This window comes from uncultured Thiothrix sp. (assembly GCF_937876535.1).
GTDB lineage: Bacteria > Pseudomonadota > Gammaproteobacteria > Thiotrichales > Thiotrichaceae > Thiolinea.
Map to the genome: position 1 here is coordinate 317,738 of NZ_CALFHZ010000018.1, position 16,545 is coordinate 334,282.

Genomic DNA, 16,545 nt, shown 5'->3' on the forward strand with positions numbered 1-16,545 from the left:
ATAAAAACAATTTAGGGTGTCTACGTGAAAACCCATCTAGTAGTACCAGTAGCTACGGCTATGCTTTATGCGTGTTCCTCGTGTAGTGGCGTGTTACAAGCCGGGGTATTGCCTTGGTCTGATTACAATGCCCCTGATTCACCATTGCCTGTGTATAACCCGAATCCTAGTGGTTATCAGGAAGAGTTAGCAGCACCAGTGAGCCAGCTAACTCCCCCATTGATGCAACAAACTAATTTCTCGCAGCTAGCTGAGCCTAAAGCGTCGTTTTTTCCGCAAAACCAACGCTGTGATCCTCAAAACTTCTCTTTGGATGCTTGCATTGTCAAAACGATTGGCAGTCAAGAAGGCTTACTTCAGCAAGTCACCTATTTGCGCTCTAAAAATCCCCAAATGCGCGAAGGGGCTGGCTGGGCTAATTTGCCCAATAATGTCTTATTGCAAACCGCTTTAGAGTTGATGCGTTGGGAGCATGGACAGAGTGCGTACGCCTTACAAGAGCGTTTTAATTTAATGGAAATTCCGTCAGCAAGACATGCTGGCCAAGCCCAATACACAGGCTATTTTACTCCAGTAGTAGAGGTACAAAATTGGCCAGATGAAAATTATCGCTATCCTATTTATTCCTTGCCACCGGGTGAGGATTGTCATTTTACGCGTGCTGAAATTGATGCAGGTGCACTGCGTGGGCGTGGTTTAGAGATTGGTTGGACGAATGATGTGGTGAATCTATATTTTTCACATATTCAGGGTTCGGCCATTGCCCGCTTTAGCGATGGACAAGAAGTGTTTTTAGATTATGCCGGTACTAATGATAAGCGCCATGTGAGTATTGGTCAGTATTTACAAGCTCAGGGCTATCAAGGCAGTTTAAGCAATGAGAGTATTCGCCAGTGGTTGCATCAGCACCCAGAACGTATTACCGAAGTCTTGCACCAAAATCCACGTTATGTATTTTTTAAGAAAACCGAAAATCGTCCTAAAACCTCAATTGGTTCAGAAGTAATTCCTTGGCATACCGTCGCAGTAGACGATAATTTTATTCCTCTAGGCTCAGTGCTTTTAGCGGAGATTCCACGAATTGATCATCATGGTGAAATGGTCGGATCCGACTGGCGGCTGTTATTTGCCCAAGATCGCGGCAAAGCGATTAAAGGACCCGGTCGCTTGGATTTCTATACCGGTGCTGGCCCACAAGCAGAAAAAGCCACTTATCATATGACAGGCTTCCGTAAGTCCTATTTAGTCGTGCTAAAACCAGAGTTTTTTAAGAATAGTTTCGCGGGGCTTTGAACTAAGCGTCTATTCATCTAACTAAGCTTATGGTAACTAATATGGGAAAGTTTTATTTTCACTATGCTAGGCTTGGTTGGTCTCTAATAGGATAACAAACTCATGGTAAACCTGATTGATGTTGTCATCATTGCAATCGCTTTGATGGCTGCCTTGGGCGCGCTTTTATTGCTGCGACCTCAAGCACACCAACAAGACGCACATGATGTGCGAAAAATTCGTTTAGGCGCCGAGCTTGATCAGCAACGTATTGCCGAGATTCTTAATACGATTCAACATGGCGCGCAAGATGCAGACTACCTGACTTCGCAACTCAAAAGCCGTGTTGAGGATATCAATCGTGAAGCCCAAACCAGCCGTACTGTAGCCGAAGAAGCTGAGCGAACCATTAATCGTGTCAAAGAAGCAGAAGGTGAGTTGCGTAGTATTTCTACTCAGCTTGGGGAGCGTATCCAATATGTCCAAACTTATTGGGATGGTCAGCTAACAGATACTGTCGAAGCAGTGCGGAACGTGCATAGCAAGCTCACTCAAGGGTTAAGCCAAGTGGATGAGGGCTTAGTACGGGTGCGTGAACAAGAAAAAATGGCACAGGGCTTTACACAAAAACTGATTGAAAATCAGAAACTGCAGTTTTCTGCCCAACAGGAAAATGCACGTTTAGCCACAGATATTAATGCACAGCTCGAATCTATGCTGCGTGAGTCCAGCAAAACCTTACATAGTATGCAAGAGCAGCAAAAGCAAGCGGATAGTCTGTTCGCTCATTTCACTAATGAGCTTCAAAGCTTAGAGCAACAAGCCCAAGAATACTTTACCAGTACTTTCCAAACTACCGATGTAGCACGTCAAGAACTGATTCAAGGTTTGGATGAGACTCGCGAAAAAATGGCTAAACTGCGGGAGCAAGATGAACAAGGCAGTTTGATGGGGCAACGCATTCGCCAGCAGTTTGACAAGGTTGATAAATTACAAGTAGATCGTTTAGCTAAAGCAGTCGATTTGACAGATGAAATGTGTGTTGATTTGCAAACAGGCTTAGAAAACGCGCGTAATCTACTCAAACTGCTGGAGGAGAAAACGCAGCAAGTTTTGAATGAAGTGGAGGGAGAGCCAGCGAAGCCACAAGCGTCTACTGATGCCACTAAGCGTAATGACAACTTGTTTTCTTTGAGTGCTTATCGTTAGGGAAAAGAGCCATCCGTGGCGTCCCGAAGGTAGCTATCCGTGCATGTTACCTTGACCTTTTAGCGTAGAGACTGCAGCTCAAACATTCAGAATATGTTTGAGCTGCGATATTGAGTGTAGACGCTTTTTTCGATTCCGCTGATAAAAATGTATGAATTCTTACCAAGTTTATTTATCAGCAGCCTTTAAGCTTAATTTTTCATCTTGCTCATGCAACTGTAAGTCCCACATTTGCTTATAAATTCCTGCTTGACTCAGTAATTCAGTGTGTGTTCCTTGCTCAACGATTTGACCTTTTTCCATTACTAAAATCTGATCAGCATCCACAATGGTCGAAAGGCGATGGGCAATCATAAGAGTAGTGTGTTGTCCTGCGACTTCATTTAAAGTCTTCTGAATAGCTTGTTCAGTCGCACTATCGAGTGATGAAGTAGCTTCATCAAAGATTAAAATCGGTGGCTGCTTTAAAATTGCCCGTGCAATTGCTACTCGCTGCTTTTCCCCACCTGATAGCTTCAAACCCCGTTCTCCCACCACGGTATTCCAGCCTTCAGGTAAGCTTTCAATAAAGCTACGAATCTGTGCCATTTCTGCGGCTTGTTCTAAATCAGTTTGGGTCGCTTGTGGATTGCCATATTGTAGGTTATAGCGAATGCTATCATTAAAGAGCACCGTATCTTGAGGAACAATGCCAATCGCTTTGCGTAAGCTATGTTGCGTCACTGCGCGAATAGCTTGGTCATCAATCAAAATCTGCCCACTATTCACATCGTAGAAACGATACAGTAAGCGCGATAAAGTCGACTTACCCGCACCACTATGCCCCACAACAGCCACCTTTTTACCTGCAGGCACGGTAAACGAAACTTTATTTAAAATTTGCCGCTCTGGGGTATAGCCAAAATCAACTTGCTCAAAACGAATCTCACCTTGCTGGATTTTTAACTCAGATGCATTTTCTTGATCATTAATTTCAGGGGGTGTTTCCAGCAAATGGAAGAGCATATCCATATCTGCCAGCGTGTATTTCAGTTGGCGATACATAATGCCTAGCGCACCTAAGGGGATGAATAATTGCAGCATAAAAGCATTCACCATCACCAAGTCCCCCAAAGACATCGTGCCTTTGACTACTCCATTGGTGGCCAAAAACATAATCATAGTGACGCCAACCGCAATAATCGCACCTTGCCCAAAATTGAGAATTGACATGGACGTTTGGCTTTTGACCGCCACATCTTCCCATTCGGCCAAAGTACGGTTATAGCGTTCGAGTTCGAGTTGCTCATTATTGAAGTATTTGACCGTTTCATAATTGATTAAACTATCAATGGACTGGTTGCTACCTTGGGAGTCGAGACGATTCATAGCATGCCGATGATCCATGCGCCACTCGGTGATTTTCACCGTAAAAATTACATAGACAGCAACTGTTGAGAAAGTCACTAAAGCAAAAATCGGAGCATAGTTATGCAGTAGAATCGCTGCGACTAAAGTGAATTCAATTGCAATCGGTACAATGCTAAACACCAGATAGTTGAGCAAGGTGCTGATCGAGCTAGTACCACGTTCAATATCCCGTGCAATTCCACCCGTTTTGCGTTCTAAATGATAACGCAGCGATAATTTATGTAGATGCTCAAGGACGCGCACCGAGACTTGTCGAATCGCGTGATAGCGCACTCGTGCAAATACAGTATCACGTAGTTCATTGAATAAAGCCCCTGCCAAACGTAAAGCACCATAAGCAAAGAGTAGGCTGAGCGGTAAAATTACAAGCTGTTGAGGCTTATTTTCGAGGCTATCCACAATTAGTTTTAATACAACCGGAATGCCTACATTCGCTAGTTTGGCAGCCACTAAGCAAGCTAAAGCAAAAAAAACTCGACCACGAAAATCAATCAAGAAGGGCAACATGGATTTTAAATTGTGCCAATCGCGGCGATCAGTATGAGCACGTTCGGTGCGTGCAGCCGGCATCATCATGGAGTGCATATCAAACCCTATAGAACAAGGCTGGTAATAGTACGCCGGTTCATTAGGGGTGTCACAAACGATAAAGTTTAGCAGGGTATTTCGGCAGTAGTTAAAAACAGCCCCGTCCTAAGAGCAGGGCTGTACCTCTAGCGGTTTATCTATTGAATTAGTTAGATTTATTGATTGGCGCGAAATTTACACAGATCAAGGTGAATGCACTCTGAATAATGATTAATATTTAACCAACTGCTTAAGCGAGTGCTTGTGTCATAATAGGATTTTTCTGACCAGCACGGCTGGCATCTAAAGGTAGTAGAGATGAAAGAACGTATTCAGAAGCTGCTGTCCCGTGCAGGTTATGGCTCGCGCCGTGAGATTGAACGTTGGATTGAGGCAGGCGAGATTTTGGTTAATGGCAAAGTCGCAGCACTCGGCCAGCCAATTAGTGAAAGCGATAAGGTGATTGTGCGTGGTAAAACTTTGCATTTAGAGTCTAAGCTGCGGGCGACACCTAAAGTCATCATGTATCACAAAAAAGCAGGCGAAATGTGTACTCGCCACGATCCAGAAGGTCGCCCGACTGTATTTGACAACTTACCTCATCTACGCCAAGGCCGTTGGATCATGATTGGCCGTTTGGATGTGAATACCGATGGCTTATTGCTGTTCACGACGGATGGTGAGCTTGCAAATCAACTCATGCACCCTTCATCAGAAGTGGAACGCGAATACGCAACGCGTATTTTGGGTGAGGTTACGGATGAAATGCTACAACGCTTGCAATCTGGTGTACAACTTGAAGATGGCCCAGCACATTTCTTGCGTATCCTGGAAGGTGGGGGTGAGGGGGCTAATCATTGGTATCATGTGGTACTGGCAGAAGGACGGAATCGTGAAGTGCGACGTTTATGGGAATCACAAGGGCTAAAAGTGAGCCGCTTGATTCGGGTACGTTATGGCTTCTTGAGTTTGCCACGCTCTTTACGCGGTGGGCAGTATGAAGAGTTGGATGTAAAAACACTACGGCGTTTGTATGAGTCAGTTGGGATGAGCTTTGAGGAAGTTGCTCCTACCGAAACTACAAAACCTTCGGCTTATCGACCAGCGTCAAAAGAGCAAAACAAGCCCCGTTCGCCTAGCCCCTATAATAAAGTGCGCAACCCGACTAAAAAATCTGCTGATGCCAGCAGCAAGCTACAGCGCCCAGCTCGTAGAGATTTTAATCGACCCAAATAAGCATTCAGGTTCAGCGGCTATTTTGAACGTTTAATCTACGCATCATTATAAATTCTATTCATTTAAGACCATGCTAGCCCTCAAGCTTTTTAGGGAGGGCTGGCGATGTTGAACCCCAAATATTGTTGTCTGGGCTTAGCCTTACTGAGTTACCAAGCAATAGCACAACCACAAGTGGAGTTAACACTCAGGCAACTGCTTGATCCCACTTGCCAGGGGATTGGTTTAGTGGAAACAGCTAGTGCTGAACCCGGTCAATGTATCCGCTATCAAGTAAAAATTAGTAATAGCGGCAGTAGTGTTGCTCAAGCGGTGAAACTTAATTTGCCGATACCTAACTACACCGCTTTAAAGCAGGATTTAGCCAGCTCTGAACTGATTGAAGCACTCGTTTCACAGCAAAACAATCAGCTATTACAAGCTGAAATTGATCAGCTAGAAGCGCATGAATCAGTGAGTTTGCATTACACCGTGCAAGTGCTGTAGTTACTGCACTAATTCAGCCAGTAAATTGGCGTGATGCAATTGCTGGCGTTTTAGACGTAAGCGCTCGCTACGGAAAATGGCAACTAAATCAGCCAGTGCATCCTCAAAGTCATCATTGATGATTACATAGTCATACTCAAAATAATGAGCGATTTCATTACGTGCATCGCGCATGCGACGTTGAATGATTTCCTCGCTGTCTTGTTTGCGATTGCGTAGACGTTCTTCTAAAGAGGCTTGACTAGGTGGTAGGATGAAAATACTAATGATGCTATCAGCGCGCTCACGCACTTGACGAGCGCCTTGCCAGTCAATTTCTAAAATCACATCTTTGCGCGCAGTTAAGAGTGAGTCGACCGCTGTTTTTGAAGTACCATAGTAGTTATCAAAGACTTGGGCATATTCTAAAAATAAGCCCTGCTCAATTTCCTGTTGGAAGGTTTCCACATTTACAAAATGATAATGCTCGCCGTCGACTTCGCCGGGGCGAGGTGCGCGAGTGGTATGTGAAACTGAAATCGTTAAATGCTTAAGTTGTTGGCAGAGTGCATTCAATAAACTAGTTTTGCCAGCCCCAGAAGGCGCAGACACAATATACAGCTGACCAGGTTTCATCGTTTTGAATTCCTCTTAATTAAGCACCAAGCATTCGCTTGAAAATATACGTTTGAAATAGTTCTACTAGTAAAATGGCAAAGATGCGAGTATAGAAACTGAGGGAGCGTCATTCTAATCAAAACCCATAGAATGCAAAAGCAAGCGAGGTCATAGAACGATGATTCAAGTCATAAACATTCCAGCCTTTTCCGATAATTATATTTGGCTGATTACCCATGAGGAGCGTAAGTTCGGTGCAATTGTGGATCCGGGCGATGCTCAGCCCGTGTTAGCGGAGTTAGAGCACCGTGGGATTGAGCCGATTGCTTTGCTGATTACTCATCACCACCGCGATCATGTGGGCGGCATTGCTAAACTATTAGAGGTTTATCCTCAGCTCAAAGTTTACGGCCCTGCACGCGAGAATATTCCGCAGATGACACATCCCCTACAAGAAGGTGATGTGGTGGACTTACCCGAATTAAAGACAAGTTTTCAAGTAATGGATGTAGCAGGGCATACCGCAGGGCATATTGCCTATTATGGTGATGCTAGCCTGTTCTGTGGCGATACTTTGTTTGGCAATGGTTGTGGTCGCGTGTTTGATGGCAGTTTAGATGCACTGCATGCTGCTTTGCAGCGGATTGCGAAGTTACCTGCTGAGACTTTAGTGTACTGCGCGCATGAGTACACGATTGATAATATTGGCTTTGCGAAGTGGGTCGAGCCGGACAATAAAGATTTAGATGCTCGCTTAGAAGAGTGCTGGCAATTACAAGAAGAGACTCCCAAACGTGCCACTGTGCCATTCAATCTAGGCAATGAATTTCTCACCAATCCTTTCCTGCGCACCCATATTCCTGAAGTGATTGCGCGCGCAGAGAAAGTGGCTAAACGCGATTTGAAAACGCAAGCCGAGATTTTCGCAACTTTGCGTATTTGGAAAGATACCGAGTATGACTAAACAGTCTACTCTTTAAAATCCTTACAAGCTCATGAAGTGCTGGCGATAAAATTTTAATTCATTAATCGAATCATAAATATCGTCCAGCGCTAAATGGCGAGATTCCTTGGTGTATAGCTCTAAAATGCTCGGCTTCCAGCGCTTTGCTAGTTCTTTCACGGTGCTCACGTCCAAGTTGCGATAATGGAAGAATTTTTCTAATTCTGGCATTAAGCGGGCTAGAAAGCGCCGGTCTTGGCAAATGCTATTCCCACACATCGGTGAAGCACCTGCTGGCACATGCTCTTTAAGAAAATTTAAGGTCGCTTGCTCAGCCTGTTCAGCCGTCCATTGACTATCGAGTACCCGTTGAATTAACCCTGAGCTGCCATGCTGCTTTTGATTCCACTCATCCATTTGTGCCATTCTTGCATCTGTTTGATGAATTGCTATCACGGGGCCTTCAGCCAGAACATGCAGATCTTTATCGGTGACAACAGTGGCAATTTCAATAATGAGATCATTGAGGGTATCTAGACCGGTCATTTCTAAATCGATCCAGATCAAATTATCCTGATGGGCAGCCATGACTTGTTATACTCGTTTACTTGAAAAATGAACTAAGACGCAGATATTTACCTGAATCTCACTACTGAGTTCAAGTGCTAATTAGGAAACGGCTTGATGCAAACTTTTACATTGATTTTTTTAATTTTTTTATTTGCCTCCACTCTGGTGCAAATCTGGCTGTCTTTGCGCCAAAAGCAAGCGGTACAAACGCATCGTGACGCAGTGCCAGAAGCTTTTGCGGGTAAAATCACCTTAGCGGAGCATCAAAAAGCGGCTGATTATACTTTGGCTAAAGGCCAGTTTGGGCGTATTCAACTCATGCTGGGGGTTATTGTGCTGTTAGCTTGGACTTTGGGTGGAGGCTTGGAATGGTTAGATCAAGTTTGGCGTAGTCTTGGCTGGGGAGCCTTACTCACAGGTACAGCCGTGATTTTAAGCATGACTTTTATTTCCAGTCTGATTGATCTACCTTCTTCCCTGTATAGCACTTTTGTTTTAGAAGAACGCTTCGGTTTCAATAAAACTACGTTCAAAACCTTTGTAGTGGATATGCTCAAAGGCACAGTTTTAGGTTTAGCCATTGGCGTGCCCCTAATTCTATTTGTACTCTGGTTGATGGAGTCAGCAGGAAGTGCATGGTGGATTTATGCTTGGGTCGGGCTAACCGTATTCTCCTTGCTGATGACTTGGGCGTATCCCAAATTTATTGCACCTTTATTTAATAAATTCCAGCCACTAGAAGAAGGCGAAGTGGCCAATCGTATCCATGCTTTATTAGAGCGTACAGGCTTTAATAGTAAAGGTGTGTTTGTGATGGATGGCTCAAGGCGTTCAGCACATGGCAATGCTTATTTCACCGGCTTTGGCAAAAATAAACGTATTGTGTTTTTCGATACGTTGCTTAAGCATCTCACTCCTACACAAATTGAAGCAGTATTAGCCCATGAATTAGGCCACTTTAAGCGCAAGCATATTGTGAAGGGGATGATTTTGTCCGTATTGATGACCTTAATAGGCTTTGGGGTTTTGGCTTGGTTGATGCAACAGCCTTGGTTTTATACCAGTTTAGGCGTTTCACAACCATCCACTTATATGGCTCTTATCCTGTTTATGGTCGTTAGTCCGGTATTTACTTTCTTTATTACCCCGCTGATGGCAAGGTTTTCACGTAAGCATGAGTTTGAAGCTGATGAATTTGCAGCACAACAATCCAGTGCGACGGAACTGATTGCCGCTTTGGTAGGTCTGTACAAGGAAAATGCCAGTACGTTAACACCCGATCCGCTGCACTCGGCATTTTACGATTCGCATCCTCCGGCTGCGATCCGCATCGCTCATCTACAGAAACAGACCTAAACGAGGATAACCATGAAATCCATCGCGTTTTGCACTGCTAGTTTAGTGCTTAGTATGTCCGCTCACGCTGCCGCCCCTGATCCTATGAATGGCAAGCGCTTATTCGAGCAATCGCGCTGTTTGAGTTGTCATACGACCGAAGTCTTTACCAGTCCGACGCGAAAAGTAAAAACTTATGCTGCACTTGAAAGCCAAGTGCGGCGTTGCGACGCTAATCTTAGTACTAACTGGTTCGATGACCAAATCTTAGATGTGGTTTCTTATTTGAATCAAATGTATTACAAATTCCCAACACCTGCTTCTGCTACCCCAAAACCGCAATAGTTTCAGTTCGCTTTCTGGCAGTTTTGCTTCACAATAAGGCCTATGATGAAAACTGCACAGGATATTGGTCGAGTTATCACCCGTTATGGAGCTGAACTCATTCTAGAAACCGCGAGTGGTGAGCACCTACGCTGTACCACTCGACGCAAATTAGAAAATGTGGCTTGTGGCGATTATGTGCGTTGGCAAGTGGAACAGCAGGGTAATGCGAGTGTCCTCGCTATTTTACCCCGCCAAAATGTCCTCGAGCGCCCTGATTTTCGCGGTAAGCTGCGTGCGGTTGCTGCCAATATTGATATTCTGCTAGTTGTGAGTAGTTGGCGTCCTGAGCCGAATTGGGAAATGCTGGATCGTTATTTAATTTCAGCACATTTACTACCCGCTGAAGTTCTGATTGTTTTTAATAAAGCGGATTTGCGCGATATTTATCCGAATGCTGAACACGAAGCTTGTTTGCGTGAGTATCTTGAGATTGGTTATCAAATTGTTCATACCCAAGCGAAGGGGGGTGAGGGATTGGTTGAAATTGAAGAGGCCATTCAAGGTAAAACTGCTATTTTTGCCGGTCAGTCAGGTGTGGGTAAATCATCCTTGATTAGTCAACTAGTTCCTGAAGAAGAAATTCGAGTGGGTGAAATTGGCGAAACAGGTGAAGGTCGGCATACTACTACGGTATCGAGTCTGTATCATTTGCCCGGTCAGGCAAGCTTGATTGATTCGCCAGGTGTGCGCGATTTTCCGCTGCCGAAATTAACCGTAAGCCAATTACAAGCCGGTTATCCAGAATTTTCTCGCTTTGCAGGGGAGTGCCGATTTAATAATTGCACTCATCAACATGAGCCGGGTTGTGCTATAAAGACGGCACTCACGGTCGGAGAAATTCCGCCGCGACGTTATCAGCGTTATTTAACCCTATTAAAAAGCCAAATTAATAACTAATTTAAAACTGGCTAATCCCAAGAGTTTATTAGAGTGATGAAGGATCGTTTTAAGCTCAACTGGAGTATAGGCTGTTTGCTCAGCTGCTTGAGCTTAACGCAAAGTCTCAAGGCCAGTACTCTCGAAGAGCAACGGATTAATTTCCAAACCGCAAGAGCTGCACTACAAGCTGGTAAGGTCGAGGAGGCTCGCCTGTTAGTGCCACAACTCAAAGATTACCCTTTAGCAACTTGGTTGGAAGCACAACTCTTGACGGCTGATTTAGCACAAGTATCGGACGCTAGTTTAGCTAAGTTTGTGCAGAATAATCCAAATTCTTTAATGGGCGATAGTTTCAGTGCGCGCTTAGCTGAGCGTTTGGCTGCTCAAGGCCAATGGGCAGAATTATTAAATACTATTCCAGATAACCCTGAGCAACTGACGACGCAATGCTATCGCACAGAGGCTTTATTAAATACCGGGCGAATCAATCAGGGTTTAGAACAAGCCAAAGCTATTTGGGAGATAACGAAAAAAGATTTCCCTAATGATTGCGCAAGTATGCTCTTACAGCTACAAACTAATAAGATTCTGGGCTATAGCGATTATTGGCAGCGTATTAAATTATTAATGAGTAATAATCGTGTAAGTGCCGCCCGTGACTTAACTCCCTATTTAACTGAAGAAGATAAAAAATTCTTCGAACTCTGGTTAGAGACCCGTGCTTCACCCACAAAAAAATTGCCTGAGTTATTCACGCAAACTGATAGTCCACAACTACGAGCCATTATTGTCGATGCTATTAAAGAAGTTGCCGATGATAAATTAGAAACCGCTTTACCACTTTGGACCCAAGCTCAAACGATTTTTAAGTTCACTAGTGCGGAGAGGGGCGAGGTTGAAAGTCGTTTAGGCATGTGGGAAGCCTGGCGACATAATGACGACGGCTTGCAGCGCTTAAAGCGAATTGCAGTAGCGGATCGGACGAAAGAAGGGAATGTGTGGCTAGCCCGTTTAGCGATGCGCTTACAGGATTGGCCTGCTTTATTGGAGTCTTCTATTGCTTTAGAAGCGGCTGAAGGTAGCGATGATGAATGGGATACTTGGTTTTATTGGCAAGCACGCTCCTTAGAAAAGTTAAAACAGACCGCAGAGGCACAAACGGTCTATGAACGTTTAGCAAAGAATTCGACCTATTACGGCTTTTTAGCTGCAGATCGGATTGGGCAAGACTATACAAATTTAGATCAAACTCCACCGGATCGTAGCCAACGTATTCAAGGCTTGCAGAAATTGGCGGTTTATCAGCGCTGGCAAGAGTGGAATGCGCTAGGTGAACGCAGTCAGGCACGTAAAGAATGGTTTCGTTTGTTGCAAGCGATGGACAAGGAAGGGGTATTGGCTGCCGCTGAATTAGCTTTGCGGCAAAACGATGCCAATTTAGCGATTTGGACAGTCTCTAAGGTCAGAGATTGGAATAGCGTCGATGTGCGTTTTCCCTTGATGTATGAACAAATTGTAATGGATCAAGCACGCTTGCAGGGTATACGCCCCGAGTGGATTCTAGGTATTATGCGTCGAGAAAGTGCGTTTGATGCAAGTGCAGAGTCCAATGCTAAGGCTTTAGGTTTAATGCAATTAATGCCCGGAACCGCGCGTGATATTGGTCGGCAGATGGGCATGCAGTTGGTTGCAAAAGAGGATATTTTGCAACCAGATCTGAATGTTAAGCTAGGAAGTGCCTATCTGCGTGATATGTTAAAGCGCTTCTCTGGAAATTATGCACAAGCAACAGCAGCGTATAATGCAGGGCCAGGGCGGATTCCTAAATGGGCGCCACCCCAAATGCTTGCAGCTGATCAATGGGTGGAAAGTATTCCCTTTGATGAAACGCGTAAATATGTACGAGCAGTGATGGCTTATACCACGGTCTATGATCATAAGCTCAATAAAGATCAACACTTGCGTTTATCAATGCGCTTGCAACCGATTCCAGCCAAATAAACGGCTTGGAATTGAACGGGAGAATGTTTCGGCATGAAGTCGCAGCGGCGACAACAAGGTGTAGCTATGCTCACTGCGCTGCTTATTGTGGCTTTAGCAGTGATTGTCGTTACCTCTATTTTTGTGCAGCAGCGCTATAGCATTCGTCTAAGCAATAATTTGCAAGATTTGGAGCAAACTTATCAATATGCCTATGCAGCAGAAAAAATGGCGGGTGTTTGGTTAGCAGCAGATATTAAAGAAACCAAGGATGGTGCTTACGATAGCTTGAAAGATAATTGGGCGCAAAAAATCGATCCGAAGCCGATTGATGATGATAATGGACAGCCGATTGGCGAGCTCCAAGTTAAAATTGATGATCTGCAAGCCTACTTTAATGTGAATAATCTTTATGATGTCAAGACTAAAAAACCAAGCCCCTCGATGATGAAAGTTTTTCAGCAGATATTAGTCTCTATCGATTTATCACCGACTAATTTTGCTAATGCTATTGTCGATTGGGTTGACCCAGATGATCAGTTAACCAATAGTAATAGTGCTGAATCTGATTATTATTTACTGCAAGAAAAACCGTATAAAGCCAGTAATGCCTTAATTTTAGATACTAAAGAGCTTTATCTGATTAAGTTAGATGATGTGAGTGACAATGAGCAAAGAAAAACATTGCTGGCTGAGTTAATGCCATTGATCACTGCTCTACCAACAACAACCTCGATAAATGTAAATACAGCGCCTGCAAATGTATTGACTGCAATCGGCTTAACTGATCCACAATTACAAGCGATAGTACAAAAGCGTAATGACACTCCGATTAAATCAGTGGAGGCTTTGCAGCAGTTAGTCCAAGGTTTGACTAAAGAGCAAAAAAATTTATTAGGGGTAAGTTCGAATTATTTTCGCTTAAGTGGGGAAGTGCGTTTAAGGAAAAGCCGCTTGTTTTTGAATAGTGTGTTATTTCGCTCAGCAGAAGGAAAGGTTCATGTGATAATGCGTCAGTTTAATCGAGTGAGTCCACCACCTGAAATTGAGCCAGAAGCATCCTAAACCCTGCTACTTTTAGTATGAATAACTAGTTGATAATTACTTATGTTGATCCTGCGTTTACAAACACCTCAAGATACCGAGTTTGCGTATGCAAAATTGGACGGCAATGCTGTTGCAGGGGAATGGCATTCGGGTACTTGGGAGCAAGTTAATAAACTTAATGGTAATCAGCCAGTTATTTTATTAATTCCCAGCGCTGATGTGCTACTGACACGCACTGTCTTAGTGACTACGAATACTCGCCAATTAAAACAAGCCTTGCCTTATGCTTTAGAAGAAAGCTTAGTCGGCGAGGTTGAAGATCAGCATTTTGTGTGGCAAGCCGAAAACGATAATACCCTAGCCGTTGCGGTCATTGAGCGGGAGCGTCTAAAGGCTTGGATGCAACTTTTAAAGCAACAAAAACTGCGTGCCAAGGCTATTTTACCCGATGTGTTTGCTTTGCCAGTGAATGAGGCGATGCCTACTTTGTGGCAACGCGAAGGGCAGGCTTGGGTACGCACTGATGCCTTGAGTGGCTTTAGTTGTCCTGCGGCTTCTCTATCTTTATTAGTGAATAGCTTGTTTGATCCGGAACTACAGGAGCGCAAACTGCAGCTGTACACGGATCAGCCGGCCGATTGGCAGCAAGCTTTTACTATTTTGCCAGAGCCTCAACCTAATCATTTATTGCAGAAAAGCTTACAGGCTGGCATGGGTTTGAACCTGCTCGCCGGTTATCAAGATGACAGTATGTCTAGTTTCAACCGCAATTGGCGGCGTTGGAAGCTAGCGGCAGGTTTAGCAATCTTCTGTGGTGCAGTGTGGGCGGGTATTCAAGGAATGGATATTTGGCACAGTTCTGAACAATTGAAACTCGCTGAGCAGCAAAATTTAGCCTTGTTTCATGAAATCTTTCCAGAGGTGAAAGATATTGAAGTGAGTGCTCTGCGCTCGCGAGCTACCTCAGAAATGGCGAAACTTGAAGCTCTGAATCCAGCAGCGACCGACAAGATTAGTCTTTTACCTTATTTGACGATGGTGGGTAAAGTTTTTCAGCAAGAGCAAGGCTTAAAAATTACCGAAATCCGGGCGCGGGATGGACGTTTAAGTGTAGTGTTTGAAACCCCCGACTTAAAAGCGACTGAACGTATTGGCCAAGGATTAACCACTTTATTGGGGCGTGAGGTCAATGTGAAGTCTACACAAGCCAATAATGTGGTACGCGGCGAAGTGACCTTAGGTGCTGGAGGAGAAAATACATGAAAGCTTGGTTTTCAGCGCTCTCCGAACGCGAACGCTATTTATTAATTATGGGTGTCACCATTATTTTAGCCACTTTGCTGTGGTTCTATGCGTGGAAACCGCTGGTGAAATATAAAAACCAAGTTACCGCTGATTTAGTGACGGCTGCTGAAGATGCTAGTTTACTGAAAAGTGCGAAAGCACAACTAGTTGCTGATCAAGCTGCTGCTAGCACTCGGCAACCTATTGATACCACGACTAGTGTACAAATCGCGATTACGCCCGTCTTACAGAAATATCAATTAGATAAGCCCGAGATTTTGGTACGTTCTGAGGCCAAAGGTAAAGAGGGTGTCAATATTCGTTTAGATAATGCGCCGTTTGATCAAGTGATTGCTTTTCTGGCTGAGCTTGAAACCCAATATGCGATTTATGCGACAACCATTGGGCTTATTCCGGGGGCTGCTCCGGGTTTAGCAGGTTTGCAACTGACTTTAGAACGATGAAAAAACAAGTATTTTGGGTTTTAGCGGGTCTTACCAGCTTCACAGTGTCTTTAGCAGTGTTAGCACCTTTGAGTTTTTTTACCCAACAAGCGACTAAGGCTAGGCCAGAACTTAGCTTTGCTGGGGTAAGTGGTAGTTTGTGGAATGGTAAGATTGCTAAGGCGACTACACCTCAAGCGCAAATTACGGATTTAACTTGGAAGTTTGCCCCCAGCAAATTACTCAGTGGCATGTTTGCCGCCGATATGGAAGGTAATGTTCAAGCAGTGCATCTAAAAGGCCAATGTGGTTTGGCTTGGAATACTAATTTAGCTTGCTCACCCTTGAATTTAGAGTTGCCTGCTGCTGCTTTAGGCCAAGTTAATCCAGCTTTGCAAAATTTACCCATTGCTTTGGGCGGTACTTTTCGCGCTATTGTTGATGATATTCATTGGGATCGGGAAACGATGCCGATTATGAATGGCTCGCTGATTTGGGATGAGGGCAGTGTGCAAACCCCGATTGCGGTGAATCTAGGTGGGCAATATCGCGCACGTGTTAGAGAGGGCAGTGGCAAGCAGGCTTTGAATATTGCTTTGCAATCCGATCAAGCCAAAATTGTGTTAGACGGCAAAGTAGATGTTGAGAAAGATGGTTTATATACCGCAGAGATTTTTCTTAAGCCTTCAGCAGAGGCTGATCCAAGTATTGCCCAAGGCTTGAGTTTATTAGGCTCTGTACAAACTGATGGTAGTGTGCAACTTAAGCACAATGGACAGCTTGCTTTAAAGTTTGATGCAACACCTGCAGCGGTAGCCGTAGCTGATCCAGCAACGCAAACTGTGCCAGCTCCAGCTCCAGCTCCAGCTCCAGCTCCAGCTCCAGCTCCAGCTCCAGCTC

General features: G+C 44.4%; 16 protein-coding genes. 13 read left to right on the forward strand and 3 right to left on the reverse strand.

Going from position 1 to position 16,545, the window contains the following annotated elements; all coding sequences use genetic code 11:
- The first annotated feature begins 24 nt into the window (after positions 1–24).
- Positions 25–1,293 carry an MltA domain-containing protein gene (locus tag Q0230_RS10490; protein ID WP_298609954.1) on the forward strand — a complete coding sequence of 423 codons (1,269 nt, stop codon included), beginning with the start codon at positions 25–27 and terminating at the stop codon, positions 1,291–1,293.
- 102 nt (positions 1,294–1,395) lie between these two features.
- Positions 1,396–2,481: a hypothetical protein gene (locus Q0230_RS10495; protein ID WP_298609955.1), complete on the forward strand. Its 1,086-nt coding sequence runs from the start codon at positions 1,396–1,398 to the stop codon at positions 2,479–2,481.
- A gap of 168 nt (positions 2,482–2,649) precedes the next feature.
- On the opposite strand, the gene Q0230_RS10500 is transcribed toward Q0230_RS10495, so the two are convergent.
- A complete protein-coding gene (locus Q0230_RS10500; RefSeq protein ID WP_298609956.1) occupies positions 2,650–4,476 on the reverse strand; it encodes an ABC transporter ATP-binding protein/permease in 1,827 nt (608 codons plus the stop codon).
- Positions 4,477–4,776: 300 nt separating this feature from the next.
- Here Q0230_RS10500 and rluB point away from each other — a divergent pair, with 300 nt between their 5' ends.
- Together rluB and Q0230_RS10510 are read left to right on the forward strand one after the other, a co-directional pair.
- On the forward strand, positions 4,777–5,694 hold the full coding sequence (gene rluB / locus Q0230_RS10505) for a 23S rRNA pseudouridine(2605) synthase RluB (RefSeq protein ID WP_298609957.1): 918 nt from the start codon (positions 4,777–4,779) through the stop codon (positions 5,692–5,694).
- A 105-nt stretch (positions 5,695–5,799) separates the two neighbouring features.
- Entirely contained in the window at positions 5,800–6,180 is a 381-nt protein-coding gene (locus Q0230_RS10510; protein WP_298609958.1) for a hypothetical protein, read from the forward strand.
- On the opposite strand, the gene gmk is transcribed toward Q0230_RS10510, so the two are convergent.
- On the reverse strand, positions 6,181–6,795 hold the full coding sequence (gene gmk, locus Q0230_RS10515; protein WP_298609960.1) for a guanylate kinase: 615 nt from the start codon (positions 6,793–6,795) through the stop codon (positions 6,181–6,183).
- Positions 6,796–6,955: 160 nt separating this feature from the next.
- On the opposite strand from gmk, the gene gloB reads away from it, so the two are divergent.
- Positions 6,956–7,741 (forward strand): hydroxyacylglutathione hydrolase, encoded by a 786-nt coding sequence (gene gloB, locus Q0230_RS10520; protein WP_298609961.1) that lies wholly within the window; start codon positions 6,956–6,958, stop codon positions 7,739–7,741.
- A gap of 21 nt (positions 7,742–7,762) precedes the next feature.
- Here the strand turns inward: gloB and orn are convergent, their stop codons facing one another.
- Positions 7,763–8,308: an oligoribonuclease gene (gene orn / locus Q0230_RS10525; protein WP_298609963.1), complete on the reverse strand. Its 546-nt coding sequence runs from the start codon at positions 8,306–8,308 to the stop codon at positions 7,763–7,765.
- 96 nt (positions 8,309–8,404) lie between these two features.
- Between orn and Q0230_RS10530 the strand changes: the two genes are divergently transcribed.
- The 8 genes from Q0230_RS10530 to Q0230_RS10565 form a co-directional block, all read left to right on the forward strand.
- Entirely contained in the window at positions 8,405–9,646 is a 1,242-nt protein-coding gene (locus Q0230_RS10530; RefSeq protein ID WP_298609964.1) for a M48 family metallopeptidase, read from the forward strand.
- A 12-nt stretch (positions 9,647–9,658) separates the two neighbouring features.
- Positions 9,659–9,970, forward strand: a complete 312-nt coding sequence (locus Q0230_RS10535) for a hypothetical protein (RefSeq protein ID WP_298609965.1) — start codon at positions 9,659–9,661, stop codon at positions 9,968–9,970.
- Positions 9,971–10,012: 42 nt separating this feature from the next.
- Positions 10,013–10,909 (forward strand): ribosome small subunit-dependent GTPase A, encoded by an 897-nt coding sequence (rsgA, locus tag Q0230_RS10540; protein WP_298609966.1) that lies wholly within the window; start codon positions 10,013–10,015, stop codon positions 10,907–10,909.
- 36 nt (positions 10,910–10,945) lie between these two features.
- A complete protein-coding gene (locus Q0230_RS10545) occupies positions 10,946–12,892 on the forward strand; it encodes a transglycosylase SLT domain-containing protein (RefSeq protein WP_298609967.1) in 1,947 nt (648 codons plus the stop codon).
- Positions 12,893–12,925: 33 nt separating this feature from the next.
- Positions 12,926–13,936, forward strand: coding sequence for a type II secretion system minor pseudopilin GspK (gene gspK / locus Q0230_RS10550; RefSeq protein ID WP_298609968.1), 1,011 nt, complete (start codon positions 12,926–12,928; stop codon positions 13,934–13,936).
- A 42-nt stretch (positions 13,937–13,978) separates the two neighbouring features.
- Positions 13,979–15,181 carry a type II secretion system protein GspL gene (gene gspL, locus Q0230_RS10555; RefSeq protein WP_298609970.1) on the forward strand — a complete coding sequence of 401 codons (1,203 nt, stop codon included), beginning with the start codon at positions 13,979–13,981 and terminating at the stop codon, positions 15,179–15,181.
- Entirely contained in the window at positions 15,178–15,666 is a 489-nt protein-coding gene (gspM, locus tag Q0230_RS10560; RefSeq protein WP_298609972.1) for a type II secretion system protein GspM, read from the forward strand. The genes gspL and gspM overlap by 4 nt, the downstream gene beginning before the upstream one ends.
- Positions 15,663–16,545, forward strand: an 883-nt coding sequence (locus tag Q0230_RS10565) for a type II secretion system protein N (protein ID WP_298609973.1), incomplete at its 3' end; no start/stop codon positions are given. The genes gspM and Q0230_RS10565, both read left to right, overlap by 4 nt.

Bases quoted from the DNA above. Each gene is read 5' to 3' on its own strand.
- orn (WP_298609963.1), bottom strand. From the start codon at position 8,308: ATGGCTGCCCATCAGGATAATTTGATCTGGATCGATTTAGAAATGACC.
- Q0230_RS10500 (WP_298609956.1), bottom strand. From the start codon at position 4,476: ATGCACTCCATGATGATGCCGGCTGCACGCACCGAACGTGCTCATACT.
- rluB (WP_298609957.1), top strand. From the start codon at position 4,777: ATGAAAGAACGTATTCAGAAGCTGCTGTCCCGTGCAGGTTATGGCTCG.
- Q0230_RS10530 (WP_298609964.1), top strand. From the start codon at position 8,405: ATGCAAACTTTTACATTGATTTTTTTAATTTTTTTATTTGCCTCCACT.
- Q0230_RS10535 (WP_298609965.1), top strand. From the start codon at position 9,659: ATGAAATCCATCGCGTTTTGCACTGCTAGTTTAGTGCTTAGTATGTCC.
- Q0230_RS10510 (WP_298609958.1), top strand. From the start codon at position 5,800: ATGTTGAACCCCAAATATTGTTGTCTGGGCTTAGCCTTACTGAGTTAC.
- gspL (WP_298609970.1), top strand. From the start codon at position 13,979: ATGTTGATCCTGCGTTTACAAACACCTCAAGATACCGAGTTTGCGTAT.
- gspK (WP_298609968.1), top strand. From the start codon at position 12,926: ATGAAGTCGCAGCGGCGACAACAAGGTGTAGCTATGCTCACTGCGCTG.
- Q0230_RS10495 (WP_298609955.1), top strand. From the start codon at position 1,396: ATGGTAAACCTGATTGATGTTGTCATCATTGCAATCGCTTTGATGGCT.
- gspM (WP_298609972.1), top strand. From the start codon at position 15,178: ATGAAAGCTTGGTTTTCAGCGCTCTCCGAACGCGAACGCTATTTATTA.
- gmk (WP_298609960.1), bottom strand. From the start codon at position 6,795: ATGAAACCTGGTCAGCTGTATATTGTGTCTGCGCCTTCTGGGGCTGGC.
- rsgA (WP_298609966.1), top strand. From the start codon at position 10,013: ATGATGAAAACTGCACAGGATATTGGTCGAGTTATCACCCGTTATGGA.
- Q0230_RS10545 (WP_298609967.1), top strand. From the start codon at position 10,946: ATGAAGGATCGTTTTAAGCTCAACTGGAGTATAGGCTGTTTGCTCAGC.
- gloB (WP_298609961.1), top strand. From the start codon at position 6,956: ATGATTCAAGTCATAAACATTCCAGCCTTTTCCGATAATTATATTTGG.